General features: G+C 63.8%; 20 protein-coding genes. 16 read left to right on the top strand and 4 right to left on the bottom strand.

What is annotated here, in order from left to right; all coding sequences use genetic code 11:
* The first annotated feature begins 44 nt into the window (after positions 1 to 44).
* The 13 genes from N2K99_RS16540 to N2K99_RS16480 all read left to right on the top strand — a co-directional run bounded on the left by N2K99_RS16540 (position 45) and on the right by N2K99_RS16480 (position 11,653).
* Positions 45 to 1,868: a MarR family transcriptional regulator gene (locus tag N2K99_RS16540; protein WP_227934492.1), complete on the top strand. Its 1,824-nt coding sequence runs from the start codon at positions 45 to 47 to the stop codon at positions 1,866 to 1,868.
* A gap of 92 nt (positions 1,869 to 1,960) precedes the next feature.
* Positions 1,961 to 2,329, top strand: a complete 369-nt coding sequence (locus tag N2K99_RS16535) for a hypothetical protein (protein ID WP_227934493.1) — start codon at positions 1,961 to 1,963, stop codon at positions 2,327 to 2,329.
* Positions 2,330 to 2,374: 45 nt separating this feature from the next.
* Positions 2,375 to 2,845 (top strand): hypothetical protein, encoded by a 471-nt coding sequence (locus tag N2K99_RS16530; RefSeq protein WP_227934494.1) that lies wholly within the window; start codon positions 2,375 to 2,377, stop codon positions 2,843 to 2,845.
* Between the two features lie 3 nt (positions 2,846 to 2,848).
* Positions 2,849 to 3,346 (top strand): hypothetical protein, encoded by a 498-nt coding sequence (locus tag N2K99_RS16525; RefSeq protein ID WP_227934495.1) that lies wholly within the window; start codon positions 2,849 to 2,851, stop codon positions 3,344 to 3,346.
* A gap of 46 nt (positions 3,347 to 3,392) precedes the next feature.
* The gene (locus N2K99_RS16520; RefSeq protein ID WP_227934496.1) at positions 3,393 to 4,136 is read left to right on the top strand and encodes a hypothetical protein; all 744 of its coding nucleotides are present in this window, start codon (positions 3,393 to 3,395) and stop codon (positions 4,134 to 4,136) included.
* Between the two features lie 47 nt (positions 4,137 to 4,183).
* The gene (locus N2K99_RS16515) at positions 4,184 to 4,918 is read left to right on the top strand and encodes a hypothetical protein (protein WP_227934497.1); all 735 of its coding nucleotides are present in this window, start codon (positions 4,184 to 4,186) and stop codon (positions 4,916 to 4,918) included.
* Positions 4,919 to 5,039: 121 nt separating this feature from the next.
* Positions 5,040 to 6,200, top strand: coding sequence for a hypothetical protein (locus N2K99_RS16510; protein ID WP_227934498.1), 1,161 nt, complete (start codon positions 5,040 to 5,042; stop codon positions 6,198 to 6,200).
* Between the two features lie 77 nt (positions 6,201 to 6,277).
* Positions 6,278 to 7,042 (top strand): PASTA domain-containing protein, encoded by a 765-nt coding sequence (locus N2K99_RS16505; RefSeq protein ID WP_227934499.1) that lies wholly within the window; start codon positions 6,278 to 6,280, stop codon positions 7,040 to 7,042.
* Positions 7,043 to 7,139: 97 nt separating this feature from the next.
* On the top strand, positions 7,140 to 8,090 hold the full coding sequence (locus N2K99_RS16500) for a hypothetical protein (RefSeq protein ID WP_227934500.1): 951 nt from the start codon (positions 7,140 to 7,142) through the stop codon (positions 8,088 to 8,090).
* Positions 8,091 to 8,161: 71 nt separating this feature from the next.
* The gene (locus N2K99_RS16495; protein WP_227934501.1) at positions 8,162 to 8,761 is read left to right on the top strand and encodes a hypothetical protein; all 600 of its coding nucleotides are present in this window, start codon (positions 8,162 to 8,164) and stop codon (positions 8,759 to 8,761) included.
* Between the two features lie 37 nt (positions 8,762 to 8,798).
* Positions 8,799 to 9,980: a hypothetical protein gene (locus N2K99_RS16490; RefSeq protein WP_227934502.1), complete on the top strand. Its 1,182-nt coding sequence runs from the start codon at positions 8,799 to 8,801 to the stop codon at positions 9,978 to 9,980.
* Positions 9,981 to 10,083: 103 nt separating this feature from the next.
* Positions 10,084 to 11,124: a hypothetical protein gene (locus tag N2K99_RS16485; protein WP_227934503.1), complete on the top strand. Its 1,041-nt coding sequence runs from the start codon at positions 10,084 to 10,086 to the stop codon at positions 11,122 to 11,124.
* 100 nt (positions 11,125 to 11,224) lie between these two features.
* Positions 11,225 to 11,653 carry a hypothetical protein gene (locus tag N2K99_RS16480; RefSeq protein ID WP_227934504.1) on the top strand — a complete coding sequence of 143 codons (429 nt, stop codon included), beginning with the start codon at positions 11,225 to 11,227 and terminating at the stop codon, positions 11,651 to 11,653.
* A gap of 21 nt (positions 11,654 to 11,674) precedes the next feature.
* Here N2K99_RS16480 and N2K99_RS16475 read toward each other — a convergent pair whose 3' ends face one another.
* Positions 11,675 to 12,163: a hypothetical protein gene (locus N2K99_RS16475; RefSeq protein WP_227934505.1), complete on the bottom strand. Its 489-nt coding sequence runs from the start codon at positions 12,161 to 12,163 to the stop codon at positions 11,675 to 11,677.
* An 88-nt stretch (positions 12,164 to 12,251) separates the two neighbouring features.
* Entirely contained in the window at positions 12,252 to 12,392 is a 141-nt protein-coding gene (locus N2K99_RS16470; RefSeq protein WP_227934506.1) for a hypothetical protein, read from the bottom strand.
* A gap of 51 nt (positions 12,393 to 12,443) precedes the next feature.
* Between N2K99_RS16470 and N2K99_RS16465 the strand changes: the two genes are divergently transcribed.
* From N2K99_RS16465 to N2K99_RS16455, 3 genes are read left to right on the top strand one after another with little or no spacing between them, the layout of a single operon-like run.
* Positions 12,444 to 13,466 (top strand): hypothetical protein, encoded by a 1,023-nt coding sequence (locus N2K99_RS16465; protein ID WP_227934507.1) that lies wholly within the window; start codon positions 12,444 to 12,446, stop codon positions 13,464 to 13,466.
* Between the two features lie 55 nt (positions 13,467 to 13,521).
* Positions 13,522 to 14,646, top strand: a complete 1,125-nt coding sequence (locus N2K99_RS16460) for a hypothetical protein (protein ID WP_227934508.1) — start codon at positions 13,522 to 13,524, stop codon at positions 14,644 to 14,646.
* On the top strand, positions 14,643 to 15,194 hold the full coding sequence (locus tag N2K99_RS16455; RefSeq protein ID WP_227934509.1) for a hypothetical protein: 552 nt from the start codon (positions 14,643 to 14,645) through the stop codon (positions 15,192 to 15,194). The genes N2K99_RS16460 and N2K99_RS16455 overlap by 4 nt, the downstream gene beginning before the upstream one ends.
* Positions 15,195 to 15,304: 110 nt before the next feature.
* Here N2K99_RS16455 and N2K99_RS16450 read toward each other — a convergent pair whose 3' ends face one another.
* Together N2K99_RS16450 and N2K99_RS16445 are read right to left on the bottom strand one after the other, a co-directional pair.
* A complete protein-coding gene (locus N2K99_RS16450; RefSeq protein ID WP_227934510.1) occupies positions 15,305 to 15,829 on the bottom strand; it encodes a hypothetical protein in 525 nt (174 codons plus the stop codon).
* A 5-nt stretch (positions 15,830 to 15,834) separates the two neighbouring features.
* A complete protein-coding gene (locus N2K99_RS16445; RefSeq protein ID WP_227934511.1) occupies positions 15,835 to 16,494 on the bottom strand; it encodes a ParA family protein in 660 nt (219 codons plus the stop codon).
* Positions 16,495 to 17,396: the final 902 nt, after the last annotated feature.

Genomic DNA, 17,396 nt, shown 5'->3' with positions numbered 1-17,396 from the left:
TACAACAGAATGCTTACCAACTACCAGACTTACAGAGTCCGGGCGTGTCCCGCGTGTCGCAGGACGCTGTCGACCACTCGAGTGTCTGGTCTGCCCTGGCCCCGTTGCTGGCCGGGCAACCCCGGGTACGCCTGTCCAGGGACGGCGGAAAGTCCTACCCCCAGCGTTTCGAACGCGATCTGACTCCCGGCCTGCCCTCCTACCCGGCAGCTGTACGGATCTTCGGCAAGGACGGCACCTGCGCCGCCATCTTCCTGGACTTTGACTCCTCAGTTGCCGGTGTCGACTGGGTTGAAGCCGATGTCCGGGCCGCCCAGAAGTGGCTGCACAGCGTAGGCGCCCGCTGGATCGAGGACTACTCCCCCAACGGCGGCCGCCACCTGTACGTCCCTCTTGCCCGCCGCGTCGCCTTCTCTGAAGCGCGTGATCTCGTCGAAGCCCTCGGAAGCCGTTTCCGGAGCCTGGACAAGACCCCGCACCAGAACATCCTGCACGGGTGCATGCGTACCCCGGGGAGCCCGCACAAGCGCGGCGGCCACCAGATGCTGGCCATGAGCCTGTCCATGGCGTACGACGTCGCCCGCCGGCGCAACAGCGCAGAGGTGTGGGAGACCATGACCAAGGATCTGGCCCGGGAGATGGCAGCTGCCCACGCCTACCGGCTGGAACAGGCAGCGCCGCTTGTATCCGATGCCCCTGAACCTGCAGGCGTCGAACCGGCCCTCGGAATGTCACGCGCCATGCAGCGGATTGCAGTCACAGGTCTCTATGAGGTGAACCGGTACAAGTCCGACTCGGAGGCGCGCCAGGGCGTCATTGCCGGCGCCGCGGCCTCAGGCATGGCTGTCACCGACGTCCAGCTCCGGATGAAGCAGGGCCTCTGGCCTGGTCTCGCATCCTTCTACGCCCGCTACCCGGCCCGTCACAGGGCTGCGGCACTGCAGCGGGACTGGAGGAAAGCACAGACGTTCCTCCAGCGAAAAGCCGATCAGAAGCCGATGAAGAACAGTGTCCGTATTTCCCCCACAAGCAAGCTCTCTACACAGGCGGGGGGCTTACATGGTCGTAGTTCTTCACCGCTCACAGACGAAAACGAACACAGGTTCATCAGGTCATGGCGAAACGGGCTTCGCATCCTCGAGCACCGGTACAGGTCCAGGGAAGGCCTCGCAAGGAGAATGGTCCTTCGTGCACTGGGAGAAGCAGCCCACATGAGTGCGAGCAGGTACATCGAGTTCGGAGACAGATCCCTTGCAGTGGCCACCGGCCTCGACCACACCACGGTCGGATTCCACCTGCGTGCCCTGAGGGCGGAGAAGGATCCCCTGGTCACCCTCATAGAAGCCGGCCGCGGAACCAAGGGCGATCTCTATATGCTCACCATCCCGGATACCGTCATGAAAGCTGTTGAGGACCTCTCCTGGCGGAAAGGGAAAATCCACGCCCTGCGTCCGGTCTTCCGAGAACTCGGCCTGCCCGCCGCCTTTGTCTACGAAGCAGTCGAGGAATCCCCTGAACCCATGTCGACCATGGAGATTGTCCGTACGACAGGCCTTTCCCGCAGCGCCGTCTCGGAGGCACTGGAGATCCTTGCCTCCTGGAACATGGTCTCCCGCGGCAACGGCTGGTCCGTTGTGGCAGGCACGTCGCTGAAGACGCTGGCCGAGTACTTCGGTGTCCTTGAAGCCGTGGCCGCCCAGATCCATACCTACCGGATCCAGCGCGCCCAGTGGAGGGAATGGCTCGCCCGCAATGCCAACGTCGTGCAGCTCATGCCGGCCCCCGACGACGACTATCCCTGGGAGGACTTCGAGGGCCCACCGGATGAGATGACCCTGGCCCACTTCGCCTTCCGGGCCGCCGGCTGATTCCCGCACCAGGACTCTGTTAGTAACAGACTCTGTGACTCTGTTGCTTCCCCCGTGCTCCGGATTGGCGTCCAGCCGTACACAGATGCTGCATGAGCACCTTGCCGCAGGACATCATGCCCGACCACTCCCCCGACGCCGATGAGCTGGGGCGGTACATCCACTCCCAGGAGATGATCCAGAAGAAGCTGGGCGCCGAACTCCGCAGCGCCCGTCTGGCGGCCGCGGCCAGGAAGATCCGCGCGCAGGCGCCGGCAATCCACGACGTCGTGATTTCAATCAACGGCCATGCCGACATTGTGCTGCTGGATGCAGTCGACGCCTCAGGCAACCAGGCCTCCGCCGAGGACCGCCTTGCCGCCGAGGAGATCATTTCAGGGCTTCCGAGGGTGGACTACCTCCACCCGGCCGGATCCCGCATCAACATCACCGACGCTGCAGCCTGGTGGACCGGCCGGTAACCGTTTGTCTGCTCCGCTCCCCCGGGTGCCGCACACAGAGCTGGTATGACAATCACACCAAACCGCCATCCTGAAGGCACGCCTGCCGGCGGGCAGTTCGCCGCATCCACCCACCCGGAACCCGAGGGCATCTCACTCACGACACCGGAGCCGGCAGAGGAACTCTGCGACGAGTGCGGTGACGAGAAGGACGACGACGGCACCTGCATGAACTGCCAGTGCGGTGAGTGCGGGGAGACCCTCAACAACGGCGAAGGCTACGACGGACTCTGCGGCAACTGCGCCGACGCCGAAGAGGGCGGCAGTCAGATCTTCGACATGCAGCTACGCAATGCCGAGGGCGAATACTCGGACTTCTCCGTGAACCGCCTCGATGACGGGCACTACGAAGTTGAAGACGGCGACGGCAACGCAGTCCTGGAGTTCTACCACTCCGGCGACGAGGAGGACCACGACTCCATCCAGGAGAACGCCGTCGAAGCCCTCAACGGAGCCGGCCACAAGGTCAGCGAGTAGCCCATGCCGGTGGACACCTGCACCCCAAGGCACGCCAACGGCCGCTTCGCACTCAAGGACAGGGCGGAAGCCGGCATCGTCCTGGGCGCCGCCGACCCCGAGGCCGAAACGGCACAGCTGCTTGCAGGGTTCACCGGCACCGACCCGCGCCTGGACATCTGGCGGCGCTACCCGGACATCACCGAGGATGAGGACGAGGCCACCGACGACTGGGCGTGCGGCGAGGTGAGCGCCCAGTTCGCCGACTACGCCCGATCCGAGGGATGGGACGCCGAGGTTGTTGAAGCCCAGGCAGACGATCCGTGGGCCGACCTGCATGTCTGGGTGCAGCTGCGAAGGGACGGGCGGACCGTAGCCGTGGACTGGACGGCGAGGCAGTACCACAACCTCAAGGAGCTCAGCCGGGATCCGAAGGTACTCGCCGCCCCCTGGCCGCTGACCTGGGATCCGGATCAGGATCCGGGCGAACACCCGTTCATGGGCAGCTTCACCCCGTCCTAACCGCCTGATGCCGCTCCCCGCCGGCTGCCGCCGCACACAGGAAGGTATGACTACCTCAAATTTCAGCCGCCATCCCCGCGGCGTTCCCGCCGGCGGCCGTTTCGCAGTCCCCACCTTCACAGAAGCGAAGCTCTTCCTCGACACCCCGGACACCCGCCTGGTCAACACGACCCTGCGCTACTCCGATGAGATCAAGGACCTCGCTGACGCCGGCCTCAAAGGCAGGGTCCTCGACTATCAGGGAGACGACGTGGACGTTCCTGATGACGCGGTCATCTACGAATCCGAAGACTCACACCAGCTTGTTCTTTCAGGGATCGGCACCGAAGAGTTCACTGTCCACTATCTCGCTGAAGGCGACGACGCAGCCTTCCGAATCACCCACAACGAGGCAGTCACGGCGCCTGAGGCAGTGGACTCCATTGAAGCCGCCATGTGGCAGGTCGACATCCGGGGCGCGTTCTCGAAGGTGTTTGACGGCGACGAATACGAAATCCGGAACACCGACCTTCGCCGCGGTGGCGGCGGGAACACCGGAGCAAGCCTGATCCTGAGCGACAGCGAGAACAACTGGATCAGCCTCGACCACGACTACGCCACCGGTGAAACGAGTGCGACTCCAGAAGGAGGCCCGCTGGAAGATCCCCTGGACGATCGGGCACTCGACAAAGTCATTAAGGATCTCGTTGGCCGTGAAGGACAGGCAGCTGCCGCCGAGGCTTTCGGAAAAGCGTTGGCCGAAGCGTCCGTATACACAGGCGCCGGTAGATACCTGGGCGTACACCGCTAGAACCAATTTCCCCGCGCAGCTGTCCATCCAGCCGCACACAGGAAGGCATGACTACTCCACACATGAACCGCCAGCCCCAGGGAATCCCCGTCGGCGGCCAGTTCGCATCCACCGCCCACACAGAACCGCAGGGAGTGAACCTCAGCCCGGCAGCCGGCACCGACATCAACGAGCTCGATGCCCGCGGCACGGAATTGTACGAAGAGGTGGAGCGCGCCCGGGACCACTTCAGCGATGTTTTCCTGGCCATGCAGCACGTCGAGCTGAAGACCCTCGGCGTCGGACTGAAGCAGAACTATCCGGACGCCCGCTACCTGGTCCTTGAAGACGACCCCGAGGGCGGCGGGTACTGGATCAATTCGATGGTTGATGCCAATGGCAGCGTGATCCCGCCCAAGAGCGACTTCTTCGAAGAAGAGAGCCTCCTGGACGATGACGGGCCCGCTGTCGGAAGCGTCATCGCAGACCTTGACCGCCGGTCCGTGCGGTGGATGCAGGGCGTCACCGATGATGACGGCGACGCTGCAAGCATGGGCCAGGCCCCCGAGTACGTGCGCATCGACCTGGACAGGGCATCCGCCCTTGAACTGCCGGAGCAGAAGACGCGACTGGATGCTTCCCTGATCGGCGACTCGACCCGCGACGCGGTCAACGATGCGGTGGACCTGGCCATCGAAGCCCTTACCGACGAACTGGCAAACAAGAACACGGACTACGACGACGAGGAACGGACAGCACTCGAGGCCCGCCTGGATGCACTCGTCCAGCTGAAGCAGCCCTGACAGACCGCCGACTCAGGTACTAGCACCTCAAGAGGAAGGGGCCGTCGAATCACCGACGGCCCCTTCCTCTTTTGTGCAGCCTTCCCCGCTCCCCGGCACGCCCAGCCGCACACAGGAGGGCATGACTACACCGCACATGAACCGCCAGCCGCAGGGAATCCCTGTCGGCGGCCAGTTCGCAGCCACCGCACACGCAGAACCTGCCCGAGTAACCCTGTACGGCGACCTGTCCGGAAGCATAACGCCGGCAGGCGCCTGGGTCGCAGCCTTCAACCTTGGGAAAACAGGCTTGGAAGGAGACTTCACCCCCTACACCGGCGGCAACCCTGACGCCCCCGAAGGGTCCCTGAACTACGTTTCCCCGTCCGGACACGAGCTGGTCCTCTCCGGCGTCGGCACCGAAGACTTCCAGATCCACCACTTTGACCCGAGCGAAGAGAACACCTTCACCATCGGCGCCGGCGACGGCCGGAACCCGGTCAAGGCCGCCAAAGACATCCAGGACGCACTCTGGGACCTCGAAGTCCGGGACGCCTTCGACGCGGGCTTCAGCGACGGCAACGTCTACGAGATCCGCGATACCGAACTGGGCCGCACCGCGGATGGAGAGAATTACGGCGCCATGATGATCCGGGACGATGACGACAACGAATTCACCGTCCGGCACAACTACGACACCGGCGAAACCAGCCTCTCAATCCCCGGGTACGGCCCGCTGGACGGACCGGCGGAGGGCGCCGCACTGGACTCGATCATCGTAGACATGGCCGAGGAACCCGACGACGGGAACAACGACGTTGCCGCAGCGCGCGCCTTCGAGAAAATCAGGGCGTTCGCCCTCAAGGCTCCGGGTGCCGGCGACCGCATCGACGCCAGGAAGGCCACCCCCGTGATGCAGCAGATGCTGGAAATCTCGGGCGCAGTCCAGGCCGAGCACCCGGAAATGTCCACACAGCAGGCACGCAACATCACCGTGGCCGGGGCCAGCGCCCAGATGGGCCTGGACTACATCGACGCATCCCGGCGTTCCAACGAGTCCGGAAACACCGGCGCCGCGGCGCTGTATGCAATCGGTATCGGCTCCATGAGGCAGCTTCCGTCCCAGCTCACTGAGCACAAGGACGACACGGCAAAGATGCGCACGGCCATCAGGGAAGCCCGCTCCAAGCTCGGCGTCGACGGACGGATGCTGGACAGCTTCGCCCCGAACGGCCGGCAGCCTGTCTTCCAGGAGCTGGATAACCATCTGAAGACGATGGACGACTTCCTCTCCGGGCCCTAACCAGCCGGGCAGCGGCCGGGACATTTCCGTCCCGGCCGCTGCTGCGCGCAGCCGGGGTTTGCCGCACACAGGATGGTATGACTAATTTCCGCAACCGCCAGCCCGAGGGCATCCCCACCGGTGGCCAGTTCGCCACCATGACCAAATCCGAAGCCGACGTCAGCCTTGCCACCGGCACGAACACGCTCACCATCGACGAAGACTGCAGCACTGAAGCCGTACAGGCCCTGGCCGACGCAGGCCTGAAGGGCCGGATCGAGCCGTACCGCGGCGACGATGAGGACATGCCTGAGGGAATGGTGGTTTACAGCAGCCCCGCGGGCCATGAAATCGGTATCTCCGGCCTGGGCGGCGAAGAGGTCGAGATCAGGATCATGACCGATGACGAGTACCGCTCCCTCAGGATGAGCCACACCGGCAAACCGTCCGCCGAAGAAGTCGTGAAGGCTATCGAAGTGGCTGCCTGGACTGAAGACGTCACCGATTCCTTCAGCGTGGGCTTCACCGACGGCGAGAACGAGATCCGCGAAACGTACTTCGACCGGAACACCGAAACCGGTGATTTTGTGGCAGGCATGACGCTCTCGGACCAGGACGGCAACTGGCTCACGGTCGACCACAACTACACGACCGGGGAAACGACAGCGACACCCGAATCCGGCCCCGGCACCCACCCGCTGCCCCCGGTGGACCTGGACGCGGTCATGTCGGACATGACCGGCACGGATGCCAGCGGCAACTCCCAGGCTGTCGCGGCCGCCGCATTCGGCAGGATCCGGAACCGCCTCGAAGACGAGCCGTTCTACAACAAGCTCGCGCAGGCCCAGCTGCCAAGCCAGTAGGTTCTCCAAGCAAAGGCCGGTGGAGTCATTTCCGCCGGCCTTTGTCGTGTCCTGGCCGCACCTGGCTGCAGCAGGGGTCAGCCGCACACAGAAGGGCATGAGCACTCTTCAGGCCCGAAAGCCCGAGGGCATCCCCTCCGGCGGCCAATTCGACGTCATGACCCATACCGAACCGTCCCTGACCCTCGTGGCTGATGCAAAGACGCACTGCGACGGATGCGGCGGCACCTGCGAGCCCGGGGCGGAAGTATGCCCGTGGTGCGCCCAGGCGCCGGCCGGCGGCGACGGGGTGTTCTTCGACGAGACCCCTCCGGCCAAGCTGGAATACAAGGACCCCTTCCCCGGCCGCAAGGGAACCGAGGAGGAGTGGGACAACTGCAAACGCTGCGGCGGCGAAGGGAGGATGACCCAGTTCCAGAGCGTCTTCGCCGGCATCTGCTTCGAATGCCAGGGCAGCAAAGGGTCCATGCAGCCCATCTCCGTCCTGCGCCGGCGTGAGCAGGGCCGGATCCGGCGGACCAACCAGGCCGCTGCAGCACTGCATGAGCGGCGCATGTTCCACAACCACAACTACCGGCGAGCCATCGAACTGAACCCCGCAGCCGAGAAATGGCGGGAGGAATTCGGCAACGACCCGTTCCTGGCCGACGTCTGGGAGAAAGCCTTCAAGTACGAGCTCTCCGAGAAGCAGCTGGCCGCCGTCGGCAACACCTTCGACCGCCGGCAGGAGCGCGCCGACGCCAAGGCAGCCGTGATAGCCAATGCTGTCGAGGTCCCCGAGGGCCGCTATGAGATCAACGGCGAGGTCCTCTCCACCAAGCTCAAGGAGACCGACTACGGCACAACCCTGAAGATGACCGTCAGGGACGAACGCGGTTTCAAGGTCCACGGCACTGTACCCAGCGCTCTGTTCGACGATCTGGCTGACCGGCCGGGTGCAGGAGGACTGACCGGAAAGAAGGTCCTGTTCACTGCGGCGGTCAAACACAGTGACGAGAAGGGGTTCGGGTACTTCTCCCGCCCCTCGAAGGCGAAACTGGTCGACTAGGACAGAGCGGGGTCCGGCAGAGAATGCCGGGCCCCTTGCCGTTTCCGGGCCCCGGCCGCACACAGATTGGCATGACAACTATTCCTGCACGGCAGCCCCAGGGCGTCCCCTCCGGCGGTCAGTTCGCCGCCATGACCAAGCCTGAAGCAACAGGGGTAACCCTCGGTGCGGCGGCAGCCGGTGCTGCACAGCAATCCCGGGCCAGGTACAAGGAACTCCAGAACCGGCGGTGGGACCTGGAAACCGAAGCCACCGTCCATGCTGCGGCCGCAGTTGCCTCGCAGACCCGGGAAATGTTCCCCGAGTCCCGCTACATCACCTTCATAGACACGTCCTATTCCCTGACACCTAACGCAGTCCTGGACAGCAACCTCAACGCGCTGGCCTACAAGTACGGCACAAAAGCGGAGTCTGCTGCCTACGAAGAGTGGGCAGAAGCAGGCGCAGCTGTGGAGGAGGACCACGACGTTTCGGTGGACGGCCTCTCCGCCGGACTGATGGAGCACGGCGGGAAGCTCGACGGCGTCCTGGTCGAGGCACCCCGGGGTGCGCGCCACGACGTCGTGCTGGGAATCGACGAGGTCCTGGCCCGTGCCGCACAATCCGAGGAGAACCTGGCCAACGGCATCGTTACCCCGGCAGCGGCCTGGGAAGAGCCGGAAGACAGCTGAGCTGCTCCGGGAGCCCGCGGGCCGCACACAGGTAGGCATGACAACTAATCCTGCACGCCAGCCCGCGGGCGTTCCCGTCGGCGGCCAGTTCGCCACAGCCACCAAGTCCGAAGCCACCGGTGTGGTCCTCAAGCCCGAACTCTTCAGCGACGCGTGGACCCGGGAGCAGCGTCTCGCAAGGCGCGACGAAATCCAGGAGACCCTGCTCGAGGCCGAGGACGCAGAGAGCCCCGAGATGCAGCAGCTGGACCGCGTCTACCAGCACGCCTCGATGCAGCTTGCAGCCGCTGCCATCCTGAAGGACTTCCCCGGGGCGGAAACTGTCGTCCTGCGCGAAAACGAAGACGGCGAGAACCAGTATGACCTCCTCGCCGTGCGCGACGCCGATGGTAACGAACTTGCCGGCCGGGATGATGATGACTGGACCCGGAACGAGATCGACAAGGAAAACAGCCCGCAGCTGAACGAACTCTGCTGGGCCCTGAACCCGAAGGACGACCGCTGGGCAGACGGCATCGGCCGGATTACCCGTGACCGTTACAACGGCAAGACGGCGGAGATCAACCTCGCGGCCGCCGTCGAGAAGGTGGCCCCGCCGCGGACCGTCGCCGCAGCGGCCGCTGCAGAAAAGTACGCTGTTGCACAGGAGAAGATGGAGCACATCCGGCAGCAGGTCCGCATGGTCCAGGAAATCAACGACCACGCATCCATGCAGCTTGTAGCTGCCGGCATCCTGGACAAGTACCCCGGCGCTGAACGGCTGACCTGCAGCAAGGACATGAACTCCAACGGACGCCTGGAAGTCATTGCCGTCTTCGACGGAGAGGGAAACGTCCTGGCTGACGCCGACGAGGACATGGCCCTCAGCGAAGACGACCTTCTCGGAGGCAAGGGCCCGAGCGTCCGCACCCTGATGCAGCACATGGATCCGGACAACCTGACGTGGCTGACCATGATCGGCGAAGCCAACACCAACCGCTACCAGACACGGGTTTCCATCGACCTGAACAAGGCCATGAACCAGGAAGCCCCGGATGATGAGCGGCTGAAGGACCCCCGGAGCCGTCCGCTGACCTCCCAGCAGCAGTCGGACCTGGTTGTGGCAGCCCGGTTCGGAATCAAGGAGATCAAGGAAGAGATCGCCGGCGCCGAGAACAGGCATCACGAGGATTGGCTGAGGGAGCTGGCCGCGCGCACCGACGACGTCCTGGGTCGCTGACCGTCCTTTGCCTTTGGGCCCGAACCGGCAATCACTGCCGGGGAGGGCCCTTTGCGTATCCGAAGCCTGCTCCATCCATCCGCCGGCCGCACACAGATGGGGCATGACAATCAATCCTGCACGCCAGCCCGCGGGCGTCCCCGTCGGCGGCCAGTTCGCAACCATGACCAAACCCGAAGCAGCCGGGGTAACCCTGGCCCACTCCCCCGCCGACCCCGACGTCGCCGGCTTTGAAGCAGCGAGGGAAACAATCCGGGAAGCCTGGATGGATGCCGAGGACACCCCCGAACTCCCGCAGGTGGACCGGCAGATGCAGCGTGCCTCCGCGCAGCTGGCCGCGGCCGCCATCCTGCGGGACTACCCCGGGGCGGAGACCCTTGTCCTCTGGGAGAACGCCGACGGCGAAAACCAGTACGACGTCATCGCCGTACGCGACGCCAACGAGCTGGACATCGTCGACTCCTTCGAGGACAGCGACTGGACCCGCAACGAGGTCGGCGGGACCAACAGTGTCCAGCTGGATGAACTGGGATGGTCCCTTGACCTGCAGGATGATGGCTGGGCCGAAGGCATTGCAGAGGTCAGCAATGACCGGTTCAACGGCAAGACCGCGGTCATCAACCTGAAGGCGGCAGTGGAGGCGCCGCCGGTGTCGCTGACTCCCCGCCAGGTCACCAACGCAGCACTGAAGCGGTACACCGATCTGGCCGCCTTCAGGGCCCGCTCCGGCCGGAACACCAAGGGATTCAAGGAAGCCTCACAGCAGGCATCCGTGCAGCTCCTTGCGGCAAGTCTTCTGGAGAAGTACCCCACGGCGGCAAAGCTCAACGTCCAGGACAACTACGACCGCCCCGAAGGGTACGAAGTCCTTTCCCTGGTGGACGCCGACAACAGGGTCCTTGAGCAGGGCAAGTACGGGAACGGCAATTTCTTCGAGCAGTACGTGCCCGGCGGCGGACCGAAGCTCAATGACCTTCTCCTGGATCTGGACAAGAAGGACACGTCCTGGGCCGATGGCATCGGCGAGACCAAAACCAACGTGCACCCCGGACACACGAAGCACTTTGCGACGATCGACCTGCAGGCCGCCATGGCCAAGCGGGGTCCGGCCGCCAACGAGGAACCCATGAGGCTGGCCAGCTGAGCTCGCCCTGAAGGGCCCGTCGGTTCATTGCCGGCGGGCCCTTCTTGTTACGCTCTGCAGGGGGATTCCGAAGGACGGGTTGCCCCGCAAGGAGTTCTCCATGAAGTCGGTTTTTCCTGCCCTCGCCCTCTCAGCCATCGTGCTGCTGACAGGCTGCAGTTCCTCAACGCAGGCGTCCGGCAACCCTGAGCCTGAGCCTGCACCTGAGCCGGCGGAGATCACGTCGTCACCGGGCACGCAGACTTGGAATGCCACGGTCATCAAGAACAAGTTCTTCAGTACCCAGCCGGAAGACTGCTCAGATGTTCAGGTCCACGGCGGGGCGGGCGACTACACCACCTTCATCGAGTGCGAGAACACGGAGACCTATCTCTGGCTCTTCAGCGACGCCGAGAAAAGAGACGCTTACCTGCCTGAGATCCTGGAGCTGGGGCTGCCGCTGCTGGTGAGCGAGGACTGGGTTATCGCTTCGCCGCTGGATCTTGAAGCTGCCCAGGAGGAAATCGGCGGGGCGGTCAACCGGCTGTAGCTCCCTGGGGCCGCATGCCGGTCAGTCGTCAAAGAGGGACTTCTGTCCCATGAGGGCTCCCATAGCGGTGGGGCGGGCGATGAGGACTCGGACCCCGCCCTCAGCCTGAATGACGGTTCCAGTCAGCAGCGGCGAAACGGTTGCAATGTGCTCCATCACCCAGCGGGTACTTGCGCGGTCGAAACCGCCGGTCCGTTTCCCGTTGGAGAGCACATACACCTCCCGGTTGAAGGCGCCCTGCCAAATGCTGAGGTTGTCGCCGAGACGGGGCTGGCGTTCCAGGTTTGAGGCTTTCACGAGGCGGCAGGAACGGATTCCAAACCGGTGCAGGGCCCGGAGTCTGTGGTTGACGAGTTTCCCGTCCTCAAACGCCAGGGACAGCCCATAGCGGGAGTAAACGAGCTGAAGCGGGGGAACCTGGTCAGGCAGGGTCCGGGCAAGACGTTGTGCCGCCTCTGCTCCCGGCATGAAACGTGCCTCTGACGTCGGTCGTTCTTCCCAGCTGGTCATGCGCCAAATCTACTGTGAACCCGACGCGATCCCCTGACATGCCGTCCCCTCACGCACTTTGCGCGTGGCGTTCGGCCGGCGACAGGATCTACAGGGTCATGACCTGGATGAGCTCCCAGCCTTCGGGCAGCTGCTCAAGGAGGGCCTGCCGGGCTTCAGTGTAGGCTTCCGCTTCCGCGGATATTTCTCGCTTTTCCAGGGGGCGGATCACGCCGCTGACTTTTACCACCCCACAATTCTACGACCGCCGCATCCGTTGCCCTGCCGCACACAGGTGGGCATGAACAATCACATCAACCGCCAGCCGCAGGGAATCCCCGTCGGCGGTCAGTTCGCGGCCGCTGCCCATCCCGAACCCAACCTCAGCCTCCCGGCCGCAGGTCCGGCAGCCCCCGTCCAGGCAGCGTCCGAAGCAGACCGCAGGCTTCGGGATGCAAGCAACGGAGTCATGGGCATCTCTCCCATCGCATACGAAGCCGGTTCGGTCGTCGTGTCGTTCAACTGCGAGCATGACCTGCAGCTGATCATCGACACTGACGGGCCCGAAGCCACGGCGTATATCGGCTACGGTCCCGACGGAAACCGGCAGGGGCAGCCGCTGGACCTTATCCTCACGCCCGCGCAGATTCATGGCCTTGCCGCGGAGAACCCGGACTACCCCTTCGACATCTGGGAGGATGAGCCGGATACTCATAAGGCAGGAGTCGAAATCGTGGACACCATCAATGACCTGGTGCAGTCCCGCCGAGGAGCCCAGGCACCTGATCCGCTGCCGCCGATGCCCGCAGACGGTTTCGAGGGCAGGCATTCCGGCCAGCCGTCCACAGCACCTGGGCGGTTCGGCGGAGAGAACACCGACCCGGCTGTCGACACAGTTATGGACGGCCCGCTGTCCAGGGGCGTAGCCAGCGCAGCGCGCCGTGAAGCAGTGCAGACCTGGCACCAGTGGGCCCTGCAGCAGGCGGCGTCCACGGGCGACAAGGACTACGAAGACTTCGCAGCCGGCATCAAGACCGGCATTACGGCCCTGTACGAACGCCACCACCAGCCCCACGAGACGGGCACCGACCGCTTCCGGGAAGACAGCATCCCGGTCTACGCCATGGATGCCGCGCTGCAGGCGGCGGCAAGGAAGCGCACCACCGGCGCCGACCGGGAACACTGGCGCAGGCTCCTCAAGCACACTCCGTCCGAATCCTGGCACCGCGGCCACCTGGCCGCCGGCGTCATCCTTTCCGGCGCAGACGGCTACTGGGGCATGCGCGAGGCCCCGCGCCATGCTGTGAAGGGTGAAGGCGCCTGACCGGCTTGCGGCTGCCGCCTGCTCCCCCGGGACGGCAGCCGCACACAACAAGGGCATGAGTAACTTCCAGATGAACCGCCAGCCCGAGGGAATTCCCACCGGCGGCCAGTTCGCAGCAACCGCCCATTCCGAACCCGACGTCAGCATTGCAACCCCGCTCCCCCAGCCGGACGAGCGCATTTACCAGGCCGGCCGCCATATCCTCTGGGAGAACGAGAACGGCGAAGAGTACGCCGGCGTCATCAGCGGCGTCGACGAAGCAGGTGGCCTGACCCTCACCCTGCAGGACCAGGGAACTGAAATCACCGCGGGTTGGGACACGGTCCGTGTCGACCCGGACCGGGAAGCCGAAGCGGTCATCAAGCGGGTGGAAGACGGCGCCCGCACCTTCACCCTCACCCACGTCGCGTACGACGACCGGCTCATGGATGACCAGGTCAAGAAGTACCTGAACGGACAGCACGACGACGTCGTGGATGAGATCAGCGAAACCTTCGGAGAGTACAACTTCGAGACAGCCTCCGAAGAAGCCCGGGACCTGCTCAAAGAAGCCGGCGTGGACTTCGACGACGTAGACACTGACAAGTTCGATGAGCTGGTCCAGGCAATCCGCGAAAAGGACGACTCCTCGCCTATGGACGCGCTGGTGCGCAACACCCCCGAGAAGCTCATGCGCCTGACCTTGGATAAGCCGGCCGGGGACGGTCTCTACGACGGCAACGTCGACGGTGTCCAGGAAGCGCGCGAGGCGAAGATTGCCGAGATGCTCACCGCCAAGGGCCTGGACGTCTCCTCCCCCGAGGCCAAGGAAGCCATCGGTGAGCTTGTCGCCAACGGGCCCCAGTACTGGCATGAGAGCGTGGACCTGGACGTCATCTACTTCGACGACATCCGCGACTCGACGATCTACAACGAGGAAACCGGTGCGGTCGCTTCCCGCGAGATCCAGTTCAAGGACCCCAACATCCTTCTTCTCGACCGGGCGAACGGATCCGGCCACGACGTGAAGATTCCCGGCATGATCAAGGCGACCGCCTCCGAGCAGAGCCCGGTCAAGCTCGATGCCGACCCCGACTATGGTTATGGCTGGGACGAGACCGCCGGCGTCGTCCACTCCGCCTACCGCACCGACACGGCCAACACCTGGCTGGATGTCGAAGCCAACGAGGCTGCAGCATGATCGCCCGGGTGCCCGAAGGCGTGCCCGCCGGCGGGCAGTTCACACCGACGGGTCACGAGGAAGCGGCCGCCGTCGTCCTGACCGGAAAGTTCCCGGAGGCAGAACAGGTGGAGCAGGCCAGGGCAATGATCAGCGACCGGGAGCTGACCATCACGCAGAACCTCTACCGGGATGCGCTGATCAAGCGGCAGAAGGCCGTCGACGACGTCGCCAACCTTGCCCTGGGCCAGATCGCCATCCACACCCTCCGGGAGTTCCCCGACGCTGCCACCATCCGGGTGGAACCGAACCCGACGGGTGAAGGGATGACCATCCTCGGCGTCCATGCCGCTAACGGTGCGCCCATCGCCACGGCGGACGGGACAGCTGATGAAGAAGCCCGGCTCAACCGGTTCAGGGACATGAGCGGCTTCGGCGGCGCCAGCATGGATGTCCTGGCCACCGAGCTTCCGGTCCAGGACGCAGACTGGTGGAAGCACGCCGAGCCTGTCGACGAATGGGAAAGCGTGCACGACGTCGACATCCGTGCCGCAGCCGCCTGGAGCTAACAGACTCCGGAAGTCTGTAAGTAACAGACTCTGTCACTCCGTGACTCGTCCACCTGGATCCGGACATAAGGAAAGCCCCCGTTTCTTGAGCGGGGGCTTTCCTTATTGGTTCAGTACCGCGGCGGCAGGTTCAGCGATTCACGCAGCTCGGCTTCCGTGGAACCCTTGAGTTCATCCTTGCGCTGGAGCAGCAGGTCGACGGCCACCCGGACGAGGGTGTTGTCCGTGATCCGCTCCCCCGCCCCAGAACGGTTGCTGTTGATCTCCATGGTGACCATCTTCAGGTCGATGTCCTGGCCCTTGAACAGCCGCATTTCCTTCCGCATCAACTGCGTCCAGTGGGGGCGTACCGGTCCTGCCTGGTCGTCGTCCGCAGCCGGGGAGTTCAACGCTGCATCCGGGACAGGCTCTTTCGGTGCTGCCGCCACCCGGGGTTCAGCCTGAACCTCAACGGCAGAAGCCGGCGCAGCCACAAGCTGTTTAGCCTGGGGCTGTTCAACCTTGGTCTCGGCTGCCGGCACTTCTGCGGCAGGCACCACGTACACGGGAACGGGCTCAGGCTCGGCTGCTACCGGCTCCGCGGGAACCGCATTCGCGGGAGGGAGCATGTCCCTGAAGCTTCTCTTCACTGCCATGGCCGCTATCCCCTGCTCTCTTTGACCCAGACGCTCAGCAGCTCCCGTGCTACGTCTTTGTAATCGCCTGCGGCCTTCTCGGCGTTGCGGCTGGTCTCGTACGTGGTGGCAACATTTCCGGTCATGGGCGCCCGCTCATGGATCTTGTAGGACCGGACATAGGACTTCATGACCTTCAGCCCATACTCGCGCAGCGTCTCCTGGGCTTCAGTCGCATCGGTAATCGACCTGGAATCGACCTGGGTGACAAGGACCCGGTAATCGAGGCCGCTGGGTTTCACCACGGTATTGAACGTATTGATGAGGGGAAGCATCGCCAGGGCTGCAGGCTCGGTCGGCAGAAGTACGAAGTCGGAATTGTCGACCACGGCCTTGAGGACTTCGGAGTTGTCCAGGTTGCCGGGGGTGTCGACGTAGATGGTGTCGTAGTCCAGGTCCCGCATCTGCTTCAGGAGGGTGGGGTCGGTTTCGCTGACGACGTCAAAGGGCAGCTTCTTGTCTTCGGGCAGCTGGTCCGCAGTCTCGGCCCATGTCGTGACTGACTTCTGCGGGTCCACATCCACGACAAGCACTTTGGAGTGCTCCGCGGCTACGGCGGCAAGGTTCATCACGGTGGTGGATTTTCCTGCACCGCCTTTTTGATTGGCAACGGCCACGACCCTCATTGACGCTTCCTTCTTCATGCAGCAGTTGGGTGCCGGCGGCTAAGGAGATGCCCAGACCCAGTGTTGGTCGGGGCAAAGAAGAAGACGGGACCTGCAAAATCCCTCGTCGCCGGCATGCGATTTAGTTCAAAACTAGCAGGTGAAAACTGTTTTTCTACGGATTCGGTATTGCGACACGCTCAGTCTGTAAGTCTGGTAGTGACAGACTACCGAACTCTGTAAGTCCGGAAGTCCGGCCCCCAGGACAATATCCGGAGCCTCCAACCCCTCCCCCACCGGGCCCCGGGGCTTCGATTTTTATCAGGATTCGCTCCTCCCCTCCCCCACCGTCATGATGTATCCGCAGGTCGAGACCAGGCCTGCCGGCAATGGGCGCCTAGCGCTCCCCTCCCCCACCGTGAGGGCGCTGCAGGATGACCGGGTGCAGAGCCAGTGACTCTGTAAGTCTGTTACTGACAGACTTGCCTGGAACCCTGCGGATAGCCGGACAACCTGATTTGCAGCAGGTTTGCGTCCTGGTCTTGTGGCCGGGAACGTTGCCGGCACCGCTCCCGGCCACACCTGCACCAACTCTGTCACTCTGTAAGTCTGTTAGTACGGCACTCTGTGATCTTCCAGCTTTGTCTGAGCGGCCGCCTATTCACTCGTAAGTCTGTTAGTGACAGACTCTGTTGATCTGTTAGTCCGGAAGTCCGGGACTCTGTGAGTTGGTCCTGGCAACGAACCTGGCGCATATCTGACTCTGTAAGTCTGTTAGTTCGGAAGTTCGGGAACCTTTGGCTTTCCAGGTGCAATTTTTACCGGGGCAAAGAATTGACCCCAGGACTCACGGGATCTGTAAGTCTGTTATCTCGGAAGTCTGTTAGTCCGTGACGCTGTCACTCCCGAGGTCTGTCAGTACG

Source organism: Arthrobacter sp. zg-Y1110 (assembly GCF_025244865.1).
Classification (GTDB): Bacteria; Actinomycetota; Actinomycetes; order Actinomycetales; family Micrococcaceae; genus Arthrobacter_B.
The sequence above is the reverse complement of the archived record's forward strand: the minus strand, read 5'-3'. Positions and strand labels throughout refer to the sequence as shown.

Excerpts from the sequence above, each read along its gene's own strand:
- N2K99_RS16475 (WP_227934505.1), bottom strand. The coding sequence starts at position 12,163 with ATGACCAGCTGGGAAGAACGACCGACGTCAGAGGCACGTTTCATGCCG.
- N2K99_RS16465 (WP_227934507.1), top strand. The coding sequence starts at position 12,444 with ATGAACAATCACATCAACCGCCAGCCGCAGGGAATCCCCGTCGGCGGT.
- N2K99_RS16450 (WP_227934510.1), bottom strand. The coding sequence starts at position 15,829 with ATGGCAGTGAAGAGAAGCTTCAGGGACATGCTCCCTCCCGCGAATGCG.
- N2K99_RS16535 (WP_227934493.1), top strand. The coding sequence starts at position 1,961 with ATGAGCACCTTGCCGCAGGACATCATGCCCGACCACTCCCCCGACGCC.
- N2K99_RS16460 (WP_227934508.1), top strand. The coding sequence starts at position 13,522 with ATGAGTAACTTCCAGATGAACCGCCAGCCCGAGGGAATTCCCACCGGC.
- N2K99_RS16485 (WP_227934503.1), top strand. The coding sequence starts at position 10,084 with ATGACAATCAATCCTGCACGCCAGCCCGCGGGCGTCCCCGTCGGCGGC.
- N2K99_RS16500 (WP_227934500.1), top strand. The coding sequence starts at position 7,140 with ATGAGCACTCTTCAGGCCCGAAAGCCCGAGGGCATCCCCTCCGGCGGC.
- N2K99_RS16480 (WP_227934504.1), top strand. The coding sequence starts at position 11,225 with ATGAAGTCGGTTTTTCCTGCCCTCGCCCTCTCAGCCATCGTGCTGCTG.
- N2K99_RS16525 (WP_227934495.1), top strand. The coding sequence starts at position 2,849 with ATGCCGGTGGACACCTGCACCCCAAGGCACGCCAACGGCCGCTTCGCA.
- N2K99_RS16530 (WP_227934494.1), top strand. The coding sequence starts at position 2,375 with ATGACAATCACACCAAACCGCCATCCTGAAGGCACGCCTGCCGGCGGG.
- N2K99_RS16445 (WP_227934511.1), bottom strand. The coding sequence starts at position 16,494 with ATGAGGGTCGTGGCCGTTGCCAATCAAAAAGGCGGTGCAGGAAAATCC.
- N2K99_RS16520 (WP_227934496.1), top strand. The coding sequence starts at position 3,393 with ATGACTACCTCAAATTTCAGCCGCCATCCCCGCGGCGTTCCCGCCGGC.
- N2K99_RS16455 (WP_227934509.1), top strand. The coding sequence starts at position 14,643 with ATGATCGCCCGGGTGCCCGAAGGCGTGCCCGCCGGCGGGCAGTTCACA.
- N2K99_RS16510 (WP_227934498.1), top strand. The coding sequence starts at position 5,040 with ATGACTACACCGCACATGAACCGCCAGCCGCAGGGAATCCCTGTCGGC.
- N2K99_RS16505 (WP_227934499.1), top strand. The coding sequence starts at position 6,278 with ATGACTAATTTCCGCAACCGCCAGCCCGAGGGCATCCCCACCGGTGGC.
- N2K99_RS16515 (WP_227934497.1), top strand. The coding sequence starts at position 4,184 with ATGACTACTCCACACATGAACCGCCAGCCCCAGGGAATCCCCGTCGGC.
- N2K99_RS16490 (WP_227934502.1), top strand. The coding sequence starts at position 8,799 with ATGACAACTAATCCTGCACGCCAGCCCGCGGGCGTTCCCGTCGGCGGC.
- N2K99_RS16495 (WP_227934501.1), top strand. The coding sequence starts at position 8,162 with ATGACAACTATTCCTGCACGGCAGCCCCAGGGCGTCCCCTCCGGCGGT.